At 76.1% G+C, this 15,652-nt stretch carries 8 protein-coding genes; 5 read left to right on the forward strand and 3 right to left on the reverse strand.

Annotation, left to right across the window (positions count from 1 at the left end):
* Nucleotides 1-25: 25 nt before the first annotated feature.
* Complete coding sequence (locus ACFY15_RS29205; RefSeq protein ID WP_390690690.1) at nucleotides 26-1,522, forward strand: DHA2 family efflux MFS transporter permease subunit; 1,497 nt, start codon at nucleotides 26-28, stop codon at nucleotides 1,520-1,522.
* A 275-nt stretch (nucleotides 1,523-1,797) separates the two neighbouring features.
* Here the strand turns inward: ACFY15_RS29205 and lanKC are convergent, their stop codons facing one another.
* A complete protein-coding gene (lanKC, locus tag ACFY15_RS29210) occupies nucleotides 1,798-4,395 on the reverse strand; it encodes a class III lanthionine synthetase LanKC (RefSeq protein ID WP_390826367.1) in 2,598 nt (865 codons plus the stop codon).
* A gap of 224 nt (nucleotides 4,396-4,619) precedes the next feature.
* Here lanKC and ACFY15_RS29215 point away from each other — a divergent pair, with 224 nt between their 5' ends.
* The 4 genes from ACFY15_RS29215 (at nucleotide 4,620) to ACFY15_RS29230 (ending at nucleotide 13,175) form a co-directional block, all read left to right on the forward strand.
* Complete coding sequence (locus ACFY15_RS29215; protein WP_390826368.1) at nucleotides 4,620-7,709, forward strand: type 2 lanthipeptide synthetase LanM family protein; 3,090 nt, start codon at nucleotides 4,620-4,622, stop codon at nucleotides 7,707-7,709.
* Between the two features lie 173 nt (nucleotides 7,710-7,882).
* The gene (locus ACFY15_RS29220; protein WP_390690687.1) at nucleotides 7,883-8,083 is read left to right on the forward strand and encodes a hypothetical protein; all 201 of its coding nucleotides are present in this window, start codon (nucleotides 7,883-7,885) and stop codon (nucleotides 8,081-8,083) included.
* A 123-nt stretch (nucleotides 8,084-8,206) separates the two neighbouring features.
* Entirely contained in the window at nucleotides 8,207-11,164 is a 2,958-nt protein-coding gene (locus ACFY15_RS29225) for an AAA family ATPase (RefSeq protein WP_390690686.1), read from the forward strand.
* A 214-nt stretch (nucleotides 11,165-11,378) separates the two neighbouring features.
* On the forward strand, nucleotides 11,379-13,175 hold the full coding sequence (locus ACFY15_RS29230; protein ID WP_390690685.1) for a BTAD domain-containing putative transcriptional regulator: 1,797 nt from the start codon (nucleotides 11,379-11,381) through the stop codon (nucleotides 13,173-13,175).
* Nucleotides 13,176-13,334: 159 nt separating this feature from the next.
* On the opposite strand, the gene ACFY15_RS29235 is transcribed toward ACFY15_RS29230, so the two are convergent.
* A complete protein-coding gene (locus tag ACFY15_RS29235) occupies nucleotides 13,335-14,738 on the reverse strand; it encodes an MFS transporter (RefSeq protein ID WP_390690684.1) in 1,404 nt (467 codons plus the stop codon).
* Complete coding sequence (locus tag ACFY15_RS29240; RefSeq protein WP_390690683.1) at nucleotides 14,735-15,652, reverse strand: DUF6895 family protein; 918 nt, start codon at nucleotides 15,650-15,652, stop codon at nucleotides 14,735-14,737. Before ACFY15_RS29240 ends, ACFY15_RS29235 begins: the two co-directional genes overlap by 4 nt.

Below are 15,652 nucleotides of genomic sequence, written 5' to 3' on the forward strand. Positions count from 1 at the left end.
CCTGCCCCATGCGTAGGAGGCTCAGATGACGGAAGGCACCATGCCCGCACCCCTCGCCACACCCAGCCTCTCGCCCGCCCGCGTCACCGCGGTGCTGCGGATCCTCGTGCTGTCGACATTCGTCGTCCTCCTCAACGAGACGATCATGGTCAACGCGATCCCGAGGCTCATGCGCGAGTTCGAGGTCACCGCGGCGGCCGCGGGCTGGCTGTCCACGGCCTTCATGCTCACCATGGCCGTCGTCATCCCGGTGACGGGGTGGTTCCTCCAGCGCGTGACCACGCGGACCGCCTTCGGCCTGGCCATGGCGCTGTTCCTGACCGGCACGGCCCTGGCCGCGGCCGCGCCCGCCTTCCCCGTACTGCTGGCCGCCCGCGTCATCCAGGCCGGCGGCACCGCCGTGATGATGCCGCTGCTCATGACGACCCTGATGACCCTCGTGCCCCCGCAGGACCGCGGCCGCGTCATGGGCAACATCACCCTCGTCATCTCCGTCGCGCCCGCCCTCGGCCCGGCGGTCTCCGGCGTGCTGCTGCAACTGGGGAGCTGGCGCCTGCTGTTCCTGGCCGTGCTGCCCATCGCCGGGGCCATGGCCGTCTTCGGCCGGCGCAACCTGGTCAACGTCGGCGAACCGCAGGCCGGCCCGATCGACTGGGTGTCCGTCCCCCTGGCGGCGGCGGGCTTCGGCGCCCTGGTCTACGGACTGGGCGAGCTCGGCGCCGGCAACGCGGCCCATGCCCCCGTGCCCCCGGCGGCCACGACCCTGACGGGCGCCGTGCTGGTCGGCCTGTTCGCCTGGCGGCAGCTGGCCCTCCAGCGGTCGTCCACTCCGCTGCTCGACCTGCGCACCCTGACCTTCCGCCACTTCTCCGTGGCGCTCGCCCTGATGTGCCTGTCCTTCATGGCCCTGATGGGCGCGTTCATCCTCCTGCCGATCTACCTCCAGGAGGTGTGCGGCCTGACCTCACTGCAGACCGGGCTGCTCCTCATCCCCGGAGGCCTGACCATGGGCCTGCTCGGACCGCAGGTCGGCAAGCTCTACGACCGGCTCGGCGCACCGCGCCTGGTCGTCCCCGGAGCGGTCCTCATAGCCGTCTGCCTCGCGCTGTTCGCCCTCACGGGCGAAGGGACCTCGCCGTGGCTGGTGCTCGCCCTCCACGTGGCCCTGAGCGCCGGCATGGCGTTCGTCTTCACCCCGGTCTTCACCTCCGGCCTGTCCGTCCTGCCGCCGCACCTCTACCCCCACGGCTCCGCCGTCCTGGGCTCGCTCCAGCAGGTGGCGGCCGGCGCCGGAACCGCCCTGGTCATCAGCGTCATGTCGGGCCACGCCGCCGCGGCGGCCGCCGACGGCGCCGACGCCACCGCGGCCCTGGCCACGGGCGTCCGCTGGGGATTCGGCATCGGCGCGGTACTCGGCGCCCTGACCGTCCTGATCGCCCTCCTGGTCCGCACCCCGCCCACCCCTCAGCCCCGGGGCGAGGACGGCACGACGGCGAACGAGTCCGTCCACACCCCCACCTGATGCGAACGCACCGGGCCGGGACCGGTGGCGGGTGCCACCGGTCCCGGCCCTCCGGGTGCCGGCTCGTTACATCGGCTCGGGGAAGATGTCGCTGATGCTCCAGGAGACGCTGAAGCAGGGCGGGAAGAAGCCCTCCGGCTCGGTGTCCAGGGCCTGGAGCGCGAGGATCTGGCTCATGGTGGTCTCACTTCCTGTTCGGAGTCGTTCGTTCGGTCACTGCGTCCCCGGCACGGAGTCGGTCGTTGCGCGCCGGGGCGTTCATGGGGCGTGAGCCGTCAGCCGCCCGCCGGGACCAGCGGGCGCGCGTGGCGGGGTTCCGGCAGGAGCGGGCCGGCCAGCAGGCGGTGCAGGGCCAGCAGCACACCGGCCCCGCCGCTGGAGAGGTCGGCGGTGAACCGCATCGAACCCGCGCCGAGGAAGCGCACCCCGCGCCGGTCCGGGACGGCGTACTTGACCAGGCCGGTCGCGGCGCGCACGGCGTCCGCGCGGGCGGCGTCCGTGCCGGTGAGCTCGGCGTGCCGGGTCAGGAACCAGGTCAGTCCGGCCAGCCCGCGGTACAGGCCCGCCTCCTTCGTGGCGCAGGAGACGCGGATTCCGGCGACCAGCCTCGGCAGCGCCGCCGCCAAGCGCTCGTCCGGCGCGGTCGCCACGTAGTGGGTGAGCGCGGCGGCGATCCCGGCCGCGCCCGTGGCCAGGTACGGCATGGCACGGGTGAGCCGGGCGTCGTCGGAGACGGACAGGGCGCCGTCGTCCAGGGCGAAGGTCCGGTCCAGCTCCTGGTGGAGCAGCAGGCGGCCCGCCTCCAGCCAGCGGGCCTCGCCGGTGGCGCGGGCCAGGCGGTGGAGGAAGAGGGCGACTCCCGACCGGCCGTGCAGCAGACCGCGGGCGTCGTGCTCGCCGAGGGTGGCCGGCAGGTCGGGGGTGCGCAGGAGACCCTGCGCCGCCGCGACGGCCCGATCCAGGTGTTCGTCCTCCCCGGTCAGCCGGTGCAGGGCGAGCCAGCCCGTCCCGACCCCCGCGCGCCCGCCGGCCAGCGTGCCGCAGGAGGCGGTGAGCGGGTGGCCGTCGGCGTCCCGCAGCAGGTCGACGGCCTCGTCCAGCCGGCCGAGGCCGGCCAGCACCGGGGCGATGCCCGCCGAGCCGACGAGCAGTCCGGGGGGCAGTGCCCCGCGCAGCGCCAGCGCGTCGCGGCGCAGCCGCTCGCCGATCTCCGCCGGCACCGCGACGCCGGCGCGCCGCAGGGCGAGCACCACCCCGGCCGTGCCGTAGGCCAGGCAGACGTTGTTGGTCCCGAACGCCTCGGCCGAGGGCGGGAAGGCCCACTCCGGCCGGCCGGCGTCCGCCGTCCCCAGCAACCCCTCGGCCACCTCGTCGGCCAGCCGGGCGAGGCAGCCCCGGGGGTCGGTGTCCAGCTCGGCGGGGGAGGGCGGGCGGCCGGGGCCCTCCTGGTCCCGCGTCCGCTCCCGCCCCGTGTGGAAGGCCGTCGCCCGCTGCCACAGGTCCTGCGGCGGAGCCACGTCCGCCAGGTCGCGGCGCAGCAGCGCGAGGTTTCCGGGCGCGTGTTCGGCGGTCTCGTTGAACGGCGCGAGGAAGGAGAGCGCGATCGCCGCCACGCCGTACCGGTCCCGCAGCCGCGGATCGGTGTCGGCCCGCGACAGGCCGGGCGGCGGCGTGAACCCCGGGGTGCTGACGCCGGAGGGCGCCGCGGACAGCGCGGTGGCCGCCTCGAAGTCCACCAGCCGGAGCCCGCCCGACGGGGTGACCATGATGTTGCCGGGGCTGAGGTCCCCGAACCGGTATCCGGCCGTGTGCAGTCGCCCCAGGACCGCGTCCAACTGGGCCAGCAGGCCCCGGCACGCCTCGTAGTACGCGGCGACGGACCCGTCCGTGCGGTCCGCGCGGGCCAGTGGCGTGGACCGGCTCAGCCAGGCCACCAGCGGCTGCCCCTCGACGTACTCGGTGACGAGGAAGTCGTGCTCCCACTCCGTGAAGTGGTCCAGCGGCTCCGGCCCCACCCCGGGGGCGGCCGCGTGCAGCGCGCGCAGCACGTCGTACTCGTGCCGCAGCCGCTGCTGCGCGTCGGTCCCGTCGAAGACCAGGCCGTTGTGGGCGCGGGCCTCCTTGAGGAACACCGTCCGGCCGGTCCGCCGGTCCAGGGCCCGGTAGGTGCCGCCCGCGTTGCTCAGGTGCACCGCGCGGGTCACCTCGTAGTCGCGGATCAGGATCGGGCCCGCGTGCGGCTGCTCCTCCTGCCCGACGAAGGGGTCCGTGATCCCGGGGGGCAGGTGGAAGGCGGGCATCCGCAGGTCCACGACCTCACGGCCGGAGCCGTCGGTGACCAGTCCCTCCCGGGTGCCGTCGGCCCGCAGCCGGCCGCGGGGACCGAAGGCGCCGTAGCGGTAGTGGACCGTCCGCGAGTCACGGAAGCGCCGGTCGGTGAGGACGTACGGACCCTCCTCCCCGTCGAGCGCGTCGCGCAGGCGCTCCAGCAGCCGGCGGGCGGTCGCCTGGTCGGGCGGGTAGACGGCGCAGAACTTGCCCGACTGGGCGCGTGAGGCGTGCTTGTGGTGGAGGTAGAGGAAGAAGAGCCGGGCGCTGAGGTGCTTGAACGGTACGCCTTCGGAGAAGCAGATCCCCGCGACCGTGTCGAGGACGTGCTGCGCCCGGTCCAGCCGCGCCGACACGTGGATCTTCCAGCCCTGCTCGGCGAACCCGTTCCGCGGAGCGCCCCAGAACGTCCAGATGCCCTGCGCGGCGCCGCGCAGGCCCGGCGGCACCTCGCGGGGGGCGAAGCGCGGCCCGGGGTCGGCCACGCTGGTCAGCGGCAGGTAGTACTCCTTGTCCGCGAGCGCCTCGCCGAAGCCTTCGAGCACGGGATCTCCTTGCGGGGGGTGGGGTGAGGGGCGGCCGCCGCATCGGTCCACGACGTTCGTGCCGCACGCTAGGAGCGGCGGGTATGGAAACGGTTCGGCGGCGGCATGCGACCGGTATCGGGCGGGATCGCCCCCGCCACGGCCCCGGCGGGCCGGGGCTTCGCGGGCACGCGCCCGGCACGTTGCCGGTCCGCTCGAGGGCCGCTCGCGGCGCGGTGGAAAACATGGGGGACTCTCCCCCATGTGCGGGGGGCGCCCGCGTACCAGGATCGTGCGTGGCACGGAGCCGTGGGGGTCGGGGTCGAGGAGGGGCGCGGGTGGCTGGGCAGGGGCGGGCGGGGATCTCGCTGTCGGCGGTCGAGCGGTGGTGGGAGGCCGGGCTCGTCGGCGGCGGCGGGGGTGAAGGGCGGCCGGACTGGGCCGCGTTCGCCGAGGAGGCGACGGCCGTCGCGCCCGAGGAGGCGGTGGCGCCCGAGGGGGACCATCCGGGGCTGAGCGGCTTCGAGTGGGTGCTGCGGCCGTTCACCGCCTGCGCGGGGGAGCGGCTGGAGCGGGGCCTGTCGCAGCGGGCGCGCCGGCTCGTGGACGTGGCCGCCGTGCGCGGCGACCTGGAGCGGCACCTCAGCGGCAGGCTGGCGCGGACGGCGGCGCGCACGCTCGTGCTGGAGCTGTACGGGGCCCGCACCGCCGGGCGGCTCGACGGGGACGGCACCCGGGCCCGGTTCCGCGACTTCCTGGGGCGTACGGCGTCCCGGCGCGGTCTGGCGGCCCTGTTGGCCGGCCGGCCGGTGCTGGCACGGATCCTGGGCCGGGCGGCGCTCGACGCGGCGGACGCCGTCGTGGAGGCGCTGGAGCGGCTGGCGGACGACCACGCCCTCCTGACGGCCGGCCTCCTGGCGGGGCCCGGCGGCGCCCCGGGGCCGCTCGTGGGCCTCGAGCCGGGCGCCGGCGATGGGCACCGGGGCGGACGGAGCGTGATGCTGCTGCGCTTCGCCGACGGGACCCGGCTGGTGTACAAGCCGCGGCCGCTCGCCGTGCACCGCCACTTCAACGACCTCGTCGCCTGGTTCAACGCGCTGCCCGGCGCCGTCGGCCTCCGTACGCTGCGGCTGCTCGACCGGGGCGGCTACGGCTGGGTGGAGTTCGTCGCCGCGGAGCCCTGCGCCCGGGCCGCGGAGGCCGAGACGTTCTACCGCCGCCAGGGCGCGCTGCTGGCGCTGCTGCACCTGATCGACGGCACCGACCTGCATCACGAGAACCTGATCGCCGCCGGCGCCCACCCGGTGCTGATCGACGTGGAGACCCTGTTCCACCCGAAGGTGCCGGGCACCGCCACGGAGGACCCCGCCGCCCGCGCACTCCACGACTCGGTGTACCGCGTCGGGTTGCTGCCCCGACTGTTCGTGGGCGACCACAGCGCCCTGGACATGTCCGCGGTCGGCGGCGGCCGCGCGGCGGTGTCTCCCGTCGCCCGGGCGGACTGGGCCGACGCCGGCACCGACCGGATGCGCCTGGTGCGCAGGGCCGGGAGGTTCGGCGAGTCCGCCAACCGGCCACGTCTGGCGGGTGGCGCGCCCATCGAACCGACGGCCCACATCGAGGCGCTCTGCGCCGGATTCCGCGCCGGGTACACGGCGATCGGCGCGGCCAGAGAGGAACTGCTGCACGAGACGGCCCTGCTGAAGGCGTTCGCCGAGGACGAGGTGCGAGTGGTGGTACGTCCCACCTGGGTCTACGCCACTCTCCTCGACGAGTCGACGCACCCCGATCTGCTGAAGGACGCGGACGAGCGCCAGCGGGTTCTGGAGACCCTGCGGACCGACGTGTTCGGGCCGGCCCCCGCGCCCGACCTGGTCGACGACGAGATCGCCCAGCTCTGGGCGGGCGACGTACCGCTGTTCACCGCCCGTCCGGGCCGGGACCGCCTGTGGGGCGCGCCGGGGCGGCCACTGGCCGGCCGTACGGACCTCTCCGGCATCGCCCGCGTCGCCGCGCGGCTCGCCGCCCTGGACACGGTCGACCGCCAGGACCAGGAGTGGATCGTGCGGGCCGCGATGGCGACGGCCTCCTGTGCGCCCGCGCACCGGCCCGCCGAGGACCGGCGCACCCGTGCGGCGGAGCGTGCCCCGGAGCCGGAGCGGCTGTTGTCGGCAGCCCGGTCCGTCGGGGACCGGCTGGTCTCCCTCGCGTACCGCGAAGGACCGCGCAGCAACTGGATCGGCTTGGAACTCCTGGACGACCGCTACTGGCGGATCGGCCCGATGCCGGCCGACCTGGCCGGCGGGTACACCGGGCCGGCCCTGTTCCTGGCCCAGCTGGCGGCGCTCACCGGGGCCGGACACTACGCGGAGGCGGCCCGTACGGCCCTGGCGCCGGTGCCCGGGCTGCTCGACGTGCTGGGCTCCAGGCCCGCGGACCTCTGGGCGGTGGGTTCGGGAGCCTTCTCCGGCCTCGGCGGCATCGCGTACGCGCTCGCCGAGACGGCACGGCTGCTGGACGATCCGGAAGTCGGCTCGTGGGCGCTCGCCATGCTGCGGCTGGCGGGCGCGGCGGCCCGGTCCGAGGAGGAGCACGGGGTGGGCGCGGGCGTCGCGGGCGGGCTCGTCGCCCTGCTGGCCGCCCACCGGGCCGGGGCGGGTTCCGGGGACGAGGGGCAGCAGACCTGGCGGGACGCTCAGGCCTGCGCGGACCGGCTGACCGCCGCGGATCCCACGGCGGGCGGGCGGGGCTTCACGACGGGGGCCGCCGGGCTCGGATGGGCCCTGCTGCGGTTCGCCGAGGCCGAGGCCGGGGCCGAGGCTGCGGCGGGGTCCGGGGGCGGGGCGGCCGGGGGCGGTGAGCGGTACCGGCTCGCGGGTTTGTCCGCGCTGCGGGCGGCCGTGGGCGGGGAGCCGGCCGGCGGGTCCGCGGGCGAGGCGCGGGCCTCGGCCTGGTGCCGGGGGCGCGCGGGCATCGCGCTCGCGGTGCTGGACGCGCCGGGTGCCCTGGACGACCCGCACCTCGCGGCCTGGGCCCGCAGGACCGTCGAAGGGCTGGGCCGGGACAGGCCGGCCGCCGACGACAGCCTGTGCCACGGCGAGGCCGGACTGTGCGAACTCCTGGGCCACAGCGCCGTCCCGGAGGTACGCCCGCACTGGGTCCGTCGGGCCGGAGCACTCCTCGCGGCCGTCGAGGAGACCGGTGCCCGCAGCGGCGCCCCGGAGGGGGTGGCGCATCCCGGCCTGCTGACCGGGCTGGCGGGGATCGGGCACGGACTCCTCCGGGCGGGGTTCCCGGAGCGCGTGCCGTCCCTGCTCCTCCTGCGGACGGCCTGAGGGCCGGTCCGGAGGACGGGCCCCGCTGCCCGCCGCCGGGACCGGCCCACCCGGCATCACGTACGGGCGCCGTCCGGGTGCGCCCCACGGAGCACCCCGAACGCACGACCGGACCCACCGCACCATCACACGGCTCGGAAGACCACCACCATTCCTGCGGATACGAAGGACGGATGAGGACCATGCAGATCAACGACCCGGTGACGTACCTCGACAGCGGCGCCGGCGCGGAGACCGCGGCCCACGACCACCCGCTGGGCGAGGTGATGCTCGGGGCGGGCGGGCTGCTGGGGCTGCGCAGCCGGCTGCTCAGCACCACGGACTCCGAGGCCGGTGCCCTGACCGGCTGGACCACCGGTTCCCACTGGTTCTGAGGGCAGGACGGACACGTCACCGGCGGCGACGCGTCAAGGACGACGCCGCAGTGACGGACCGGGCAGAGGCCGGGGTTTCCCCGGCCTCTGCCGTGTTTGAACAAGATCCAGTAGCCTGCGCCCATGCGAGCGACGTCGTCGGTCATCGTGGGGCGGGCCGCCGAGAGCCGGCTGTTGGACGAGGCCCTGGAAAGCGCCGGAAAGGGTGCCGGACGGGCGGTGTTCCTCGTCGGCGAGGCGGGGATCGGCAAGTCCCGGCTGGCCGGCGAGTCCGCCCTGCGCGCCTACGACCGGGACATGCCGGTCCTGCGCGGCCGCGCCACCTCCACCGGGCTCGTCGTGCCCTTCCGCCCCCTGGTCGAGGCGCTCTCTTCTCGGTTCCGGGCCGCGGGTGCTCCCGACGACCCCGAACTCCAGCCCTACCGGCCCGCGTTGGCCGGCCTGGTGCCGGAATGGCGGTCCGGCGCGGTGGCGCCCGGATACGCGATCTCCCTGGTCGAACTGGCCGAGGCGCTGCTCAGACTGCTGGCGGTGCTCGGCCGCGAGCGGGGCTGCCTGATCGTGCTGGAGGACCTGCACGACTCCGACACCGAGACGATCGCGGTCGTCGAGTACCTCGTCGACAACCTCGCGGAACTGCCGGTCCTCCTGGTCGGCACGCTCCGGCCCGACCCCGGCCCGGCGCTGGACCTCGCGCTCGCCGCCGAGCTGCGCCACACCGCCTCCCTGAGTGAGCTGGGGCCGCTGGACGAGACCGCCGTACGGGACATGGCGGCCGCGTGCCTGGACGCCGGACCGGGAGAGGTGCCCCCGGCCGCGCACCGCCACCTCGCACGGTGGGCGGGCGGGAACCCGTACCTGGTGGAGGTGCTCCTGGCCGACCTGCTGGACACCGGGCGGCTGAGCAGGACCGACGACGGGTGGCGGCTGGCGGAGCACGGCGGGGCGCCGGTGCCGGCGGGCGCCGTCCGCAGCTGGGCGCGCCGGCTGGACCGGCTCGACGAACCGGTGCGCGAACTGCTGCTCGTCGCGGCGACGCTCGGCGGCCGGTTCTCCGTCGGGGCCCTCAGGGCGGTGACCGGACTCGACGACCGGGCGCTGTTCACCCACCTCCGGTCGGCCTTCGAGGCGGGGATCATCGCCCCGGACGGGGCCGCCCACGACCACTACACCTTCCGGCACGCCCTGACGGCGGACGCGCTCAGGGCTTCGCTGCCGCCCGCGGAGCAGGCCGCGCTGGCCCGGCGCGCAGCCTCGGCCATCGAGGAGTCCGCCGCAGAACTCGGCGGTGACCAGCGCCAGTTGGTGGCCACGCTGCGGCTGGCGGCGGGCGACAAGGCGGCGGCGTCCCGGCAGTTCGCCCAGGTCGGCCGGCAGATGCTGGACGCCGGCGCATCGGGCTCGGCCGCCGTGCTGCTGGAGCGTGCCCGGGGGCTCGCGTCCGACGAGGAGCGGGACGAGGTCACGGTGCAGCTCGCGATCGCCCAGGCCGAGTCCGGGCGGCTCGACGAGGCGGCCGCACTCCTCGACGACCTCCCGCCCGCGCCCGCCGGGTCGCGCGCCGCGGAGGAGCGGGCCCAGGCGCACACGCAGGTCGCGTGGGCCGCGACCATGGCGGAGCAGCCGCAGGAGGCGCGCCGCCGGATCCGGGCGGCCCGCACCCTGCTCGGGGCCTCCCCGCGCCCGGAGCAGGAGGCGGCGCTCGCGGTGGTCGAGGGCCACCTCGCGCTGCTGCCGGAGCAGGACGGCGGCAGGCGCGACCCGGCGGGCCGGGACGGCGCGGACGGCCGTGGGCGACGGGAGGAGGCGGAACGTTCCGCCCGGAGCGCCGCGCTCACCGCGGAGCAGCGCGGCCGGCCCGTGGTGGCCTGCCAGGCGTGGCAGCTGCTGGCGATGCTGTCCCGGGAGCGCGGCTTCGACGAGGCCGACGCGTGCCTGGAACGGATGCTCGCGGTCGCCGAGGAGCACCGGCTCGCGCTGTACCGGGCCGAGGCACTCGTGCGGCTCGGCACCAACGTGTTCATGCGGACCGGTGGGGCGACCCGCCTGGAGACCGCCCGCACGGCCGCCCACGAACTCGGATCGCTGTCCCTGCTCCAGGCCGTCGACGGCCTCCTCGCCATGCAGAGCGTGCTCGGAGGGCGATGGGACCGTGCGCGGGAGATCGTCGAGCGGTCGGTGGAGGCCAGCGCGCGCCTCCAGAACCTGTCGACGCACCGCTACCTGCTCCTCGTCGACGCCACGCTCGCCGCCCACCAGGGGAGGGTCCGCGATCAGGACCGGGCCCTGGTCCGGTTCCGCCGGGCGGGCGGCGAGGAATCCATGCTCGTGCCCCTGCAACGCGGACTGTGCCAGGCCGTGGGCGCGCTGATGGGGGAGGACCGGGAACGGGCGAAGGCCGAACTCCACGCGGCGCTGGCGTGGGAGCGGGAGCACCCGAGCTTCTTCTACCTCAGCGGCCGCTACGGGCTCGGCCCCCTGCTGCGGATCCTCGACGGCGAGGACGCCGGCCGGGACGCGTACCGGGAGGCCCTCGGCTCACCGGGCGGCCAGCTGGCCTGGAACCGGATGTTCCTCGACATGGCGGACGCGGTGCTGCGCGGCCGGGACGGGGACCCGGACGGTGCGCTGCGCGCCGTGGAGCGGGCCGGCCGCGCGGCGACGGTGTTCCCGCAGGCGTGGCACCTCGCGCTGCGGCTGACCGCCGAGGCGGCGCTCGCCGACTCCTGGGGAGAGCCGGTCGCCTGGCTGCGGACCGCCGAGGAGTACTTCCACGAGGCGGGCGTGACGCCGGTGGCCGGGGCCTGCCGGGCCGTCCTGCGGCAGGCGGGGGTCAGCGTCCCCCAGCGCCGGGGCGGCCGGGAGCGGATCCCGGCGGGCCTGCGCGCCGCGGGCGTCACGCCGCGCGAGTACGAGGTGTTCGTGCTGCTCGCGCAGCGGCCCGGCAACCAGCAGATCGCCCAGAGCCTGTGCATCTCGCCCCGGACCGTGGAGAAGCACATGGCGAGCCTGATGGTGAAGACCGGCTCGGCGGACCGCGCGGCCCTGTGCGCCCTGTCGGCGGAGTGCGCTCAGGAGTAGCCGCGGCCGGCGGGAGCCGGGTGGGCCGGGTTGGGGCCTGGGGTGGGGGCCGCCCCCGTCAACATGGGGGCCCGGACCCCCACAGGGGGGTGGCGGACCCCCATGGCACGGTCACGGGGGGCGCGAGTCTGCGGGCCCGGTACCGATGTGTGACGGGGTACGGGCCGCCGATCATCGGGGGACCGATCCACTCCCGTCACCCTACGGAGGTTCGATGCCGCTTCCGTCCGCGCAGCCGGCAGCGTCACCCGGCACGCTCAGGTTCTCCCTCCTCGGTCCGCTCACGGTCCACCGGGACGGCCGGGAGCTGCCCCTCGGCCCGTTGAAGCAGCGGGTCGTACTGGCGACCCTGCTCGGCTCGGCCAACAGCCCCGTGTCCGTCGACGCGCTCACCGACGCGGTCTGGCAGGAGGACCCCCCGCGCACCGCCCGCAAGAACCTCCAGGTGTACGTGAGCGCCCTGCGCACCCTGCTCGCCGACGACGGCGCGGACCGGCCCCGGCTCACCCACACGGGCGGCGGATACGTCCTGCGCGTGGCGGAGGACGAGCTCGACCTCCTGAGGTTCCGCTCCCTGGTGCGGGCCGCCGAGGGGCAGGGGCCCCGCCCGGCCGCCCGGCTGCTGCGCCAGGCCCTCGACCTGTGGCAGGGGCCGCCGCTGGGCGACGACCTGCGGCAGTCGCCCCGGCTGGCCGAAGAGGCCGAGCGGCTGGAGCTGCGCCACCTCACGGCCTACGAGAGCTGGGCGGAGGCGGAGCTGGAACTGGGCGGTGCTCCGGCGGTGGCCGAGGGGCTGCGCGACCTGGTGGAGCGCCACCCGCTCCGGGAGCGGCTCCGGTCCGCCTGGATGTGCGCGCTGGGCCGGTCCGGCCGGCAGGCCGAGGCGCTCGCGGCGTACGACGACTACCGGCAGCTCCTCGCCCGGGAACTGGGCCTTGAGCCGGGCGGCGCCATGGCGGCCCGGTACCGGTCGATCCTCGCGGGCGACGCCCGGGGCGGGGCGTCCGCGGCCCCCCGGCCGCGGACCGCTCTGCCGCCCGACCTCGCCGACTTCACCGGACACGGCGAGGAACTGCGCTGCCTCCTCGACCTCCTGGAGGACGGCGGCGCAGGCCGCACCGTCCTGCTGTCCGGCCCCGCCGGGGCCGGGAAGACCACCCTCGCCGTGCGGGCGGCGCACCTGCTCGGCGACCGTTTCGCCGACGGGCGGATCTGCGTCTCCCTGCGCGACGCGGACGGCCTCCCGCGTCCGCTGCCGGCGGTGCTCGCGGAGCTCGGCGAGCGGACCGGCCGGGTCGGACCGTTCGGGCCCGAGGCGTGGCGGGAGTGGCTGGAGGAGCACCGCGTGCTGGTGGTTCTGGACGACGTGCCCGACGAGCGCGCCGTCCGATCGCTGCTCCCGCACGGCGGGCGGGGCAGGGTGCTGCTCACCGCGCGCGGCCAGCTGGGGGGCCTGGCACCGGTGCACCGGGTCTTCGTCCCGCCGCTCGGCACCGCCGAGTCGGTCCAGCTGCTCGCGGGTCTCGTCGGCCAGGGCCGGGTGCGCACCGACCGGGAGGCCGCCCTGCGCATCGTGCGCGCGTGCGGCGGGTCGCCGCTCGCGGTCCGGGTGAGCGGGATGCGGCTCGCGGTGCTGCGCCACCTGCCGCTGCGGGAGTTCGCGGACCGGCTCGCCGACCCCGCGGGGGCGCTGGACGAACTGACCTCCGGAGACGTGTCCGTCCGGCGGCGGCTGGCCCGCGGCTGGGAGGCGCTGCCGCAGGAGTGGGGCCGCGACGCCGGACGGCTCGCCGTGGGCACCGGGGAGGGCCCCTTCGGCCTGACCGAGGCGGCCGAGGCCCTCGGCTGCGACGAGCGGCACGCCGTACGGGTGGTGGAGGCGCTCATCGACGCCGGCGTGGTGACATCGCCCTGCGGCGAGGTCACGGCGCACGCGGCGCAGTACGAACTGCCGCACCTGATGCGGCTGTACGCACGCGGTTCGGGGCTCGCCACCCCCGCGCTGACCTAGGCCTTCCGGCGTCGGCTCCGGCCGCCCCCCCCGGGCGGCCGGAGCCGACGTGTCACCGGGCCGCCGGACCGGTGCCTTCCCGGGCCGGAGCCCCGCCCGTTCCGCCGGGTGGCGCGGCATTCGGCCCGGAGGGCCGCCGCGCGGGACGCCCGTCGGCGGTCAGGGTTCGCTGGGGACGGGGCGTGACGCGGGCGGGCGGTCGCCGGCCGGCGCGGCCGTGGTGGCGCCGGAGCTCCCGTCGGCCTTCCGGGCGCCTTCCGTACCGGGCAGGGCGGCCATCGCGAAGAAGCCGGCCAGGAGGACGACCAGTCCCGACACGGCGAAGACCGTGTCGACGGGACCGAACCGGAATCCGCCGAACGAGCCCCCGGCGTCCCTCAGCAAGGATCCGGCGAGCCAGCCGGACAGCGCCGCGGAGAGCATCGACGCCAGCTTCGTCACCGGGTAGAACACGGCCATCACCCGGCCCCGGTAGTCCGGGGGCGCCGCCGCGAGCAGCAGCGGCGACATCGCCGTGTTCAGCATGGTGAGCGGAACGGTGAACACGAAGAGCAGGGCGACACCGCCCAGGAAGCCCGTCTGCCGGGAGTAGGCGACCAGCATGACTCCGCTCACCAGCAGGGCGATCCAGGTGGTCCGTCGCGCCCCGATCCACTGCACCACCCGGCCCCCGCTCAGCGCCCCCGTGATGCCGCCCAGACCCATGGCCATACCGAGGTATCCGTAGAGGTGGGGGTCCGCGTGGAGGTTGCCGGTGGCGAAGAAGACGTTGAGGGTGCCCAGTGCCCCGACCCCGAACTGGCCGATGACGGAGAGCAGGAGCAGGGTCACCAGGAACCTGCTGCCCGCGAAGAAGCGCAGCCCGTCCGTGAACTCCCGCCGCAGTGCGCCACTTTGCCGCTCGGCCTGGCGGCGCGCGCCCCCCGGAACGGCGGCGTCCGTGCGGGGCCCGGGTACGCGGATGGAGCGGATCGCGACGTAGGACACCGCGTACGAGAGGCCGTTGAAGATCAGGGCCCATTGCAGCCCGGCGGTGAACAGTAGCGGCGCGGCGAGGGGCGGCCCGATGATCCAGGCCGTCTCGCCGGTCGCCTGCCCGATGCCGGCCGCCCGGGCGCGGTCGGCGTCCCCGGTCACCAGGTCCGCGAGGACCGCGAAGCGCGCCGGGGAGAAGAACTGGCCGGCCGTGTGGAGCAGGAGCACGGTCGCGTAGATCAGGGCGAGCCACACGCCGGCCGGGAGGAACCCGGCCGGCAGGAAGGTGACGGCCGTCAGCACGGCCACCAGCCCGCCGCGGAGCGCCTCGCTGCGCAGCATCGTGGCGCGCTTGTCCCAGCGGTCGACGAACACGCCCGCGAGCGGACCGATGACCAGGACGGCGACGCTCGACGCCAGCACGATGCCGCTGACCGCCAGCGGCGCCCACGACCGGCCCTTCGCCAGCACGGTCGCCACCCACAGCACCAGCGTCGTGCCGAAGACGGCGTCCCCGACGGACGAGACGGCCTGGCCGAACCAGAGCCGGGTGTAGTCGCGGTTGATCAGGGTCAGCCGCGGCCTCATGAGGGCCGCCTCGGAGAGGAGACGACCAGCGCCATGAGGGCGGTGACCAGGGTCGTGTGGTACGCCGTCCGGAAGAACTCCCCGGCCGGGGCCGACGGGTCCGCCGCGAGCGCGGCCGACCGCCCGGGGATCGCCCCGTCGGGCCGCTGGGCCCGCACCAGGCATTCCACGGCCGCGGCTCCCGGGGGCGTGTCCAGCGGCTCGCTCCCCAGGACGTACCGGGTGAGCACCAGCTCCGCGGCCAGGTCCCACCGGTCGTGTCCGACGCAGTGGACCAGCAACCGGTCGACCAGGTCCCGGGCGTGTGCCAGGGCGCTCCCGTCCAGCCCGGGGGAGGTCCGGCCGAAGTCGCCGAGGTAGAAGGCGGCGTGCGTCACGGCGTACGCCTGCGGCTCGGTGAGCGGCGCCCCGTCCCCCGGCCCGGCGGCGCGGAACGCGACGAGCGGGCTGTGCGGGATGAGTTCGGCGTACGGTTCGACGGCGTGGCGGACGCCGGCCTTGTCCGCGTAGTGGCGGATCTCCAGGCGCTGGTAGGGGGACTTCCCCCGCGGCGAGAGGTACTCCGGGTCGAGTTCCGCGAGCGCCGCCCGCACCTGGGTCCCGTCGATGCCGTCGGGGGCCAGTGCGGCGTAGATCAACGCGTAGGCGGACGCGTACCCCGGGACCTCGGCGAACAGAGCGGGGAGGTCCGGGTCCTGCCAGAGCTTGCGCACCAGGGCCCCCGCCCCGGCCAGTGCCTCCGGGGGGTCGGGCAGGCGGGACGCGCAGTGGCAGAGCAGTGCGAGTTCCAGCGCGGCCTTCGCCCTGCCGAGGGGCGTCGGCGGGGCGCTCGGGGAGAACGGGTCGAAGTGGTCCAGGTTTTCGCCCAGCCAGCCGAGCGCGCCGGCGGCGAGCCGTTCCAGGGGTGAGGACAT

The organism is Streptomyces sp. NPDC001373 (assembly GCF_042895815.1).
GTDB lineage: Bacteria > Actinomycetota > Actinomycetes > Streptomycetales > Streptomycetaceae > Streptomyces.

What these genes read in the sequence shown, in the direction of transcription:
- ACFY15_RS29205 (WP_390690690.1), top strand. Translation starts at nt 26, where the DNA reads ATGACGGAAGGCACCATGCCCGCACCCCTCGCCACACCCAGCCTCTCG.
- ACFY15_RS29215 (WP_390826368.1), top strand. Translation starts at nt 4,620, where the DNA reads ATGGGGGACTCTCCCCCATGTGCGGGGGGCGCCCGCGTACCAGGATCG.
- ACFY15_RS29220 (WP_390690687.1), top strand. Translation starts at nt 7,883, where the DNA reads ATGAGGACCATGCAGATCAACGACCCGGTGACGTACCTCGACAGCGGC.
- ACFY15_RS29225 (WP_390690686.1), top strand. Translation starts at nt 8,207, where the DNA reads ATGCGAGCGACGTCGTCGGTCATCGTGGGGCGGGCCGCCGAGAGCCGG.
- ACFY15_RS29230 (WP_390690685.1), top strand. Translation starts at nt 11,379, where the DNA reads ATGCCGCTTCCGTCCGCGCAGCCGGCAGCGTCACCCGGCACGCTCAGG.
- ACFY15_RS29235 (WP_390690684.1), bottom strand. Translation starts at nt 14,738, where the DNA reads ATGAGGCCGCGGCTGACCCTGATCAACCGCGACTACACCCGGCTCTGG.
- ACFY15_RS29240 (WP_390690683.1), bottom strand. Translation starts at nt 15,652, where the DNA reads ATGTCCTCACCCCTGGAACGGCTCGCCGCCGGCGCGCTCGGCTGGCTG.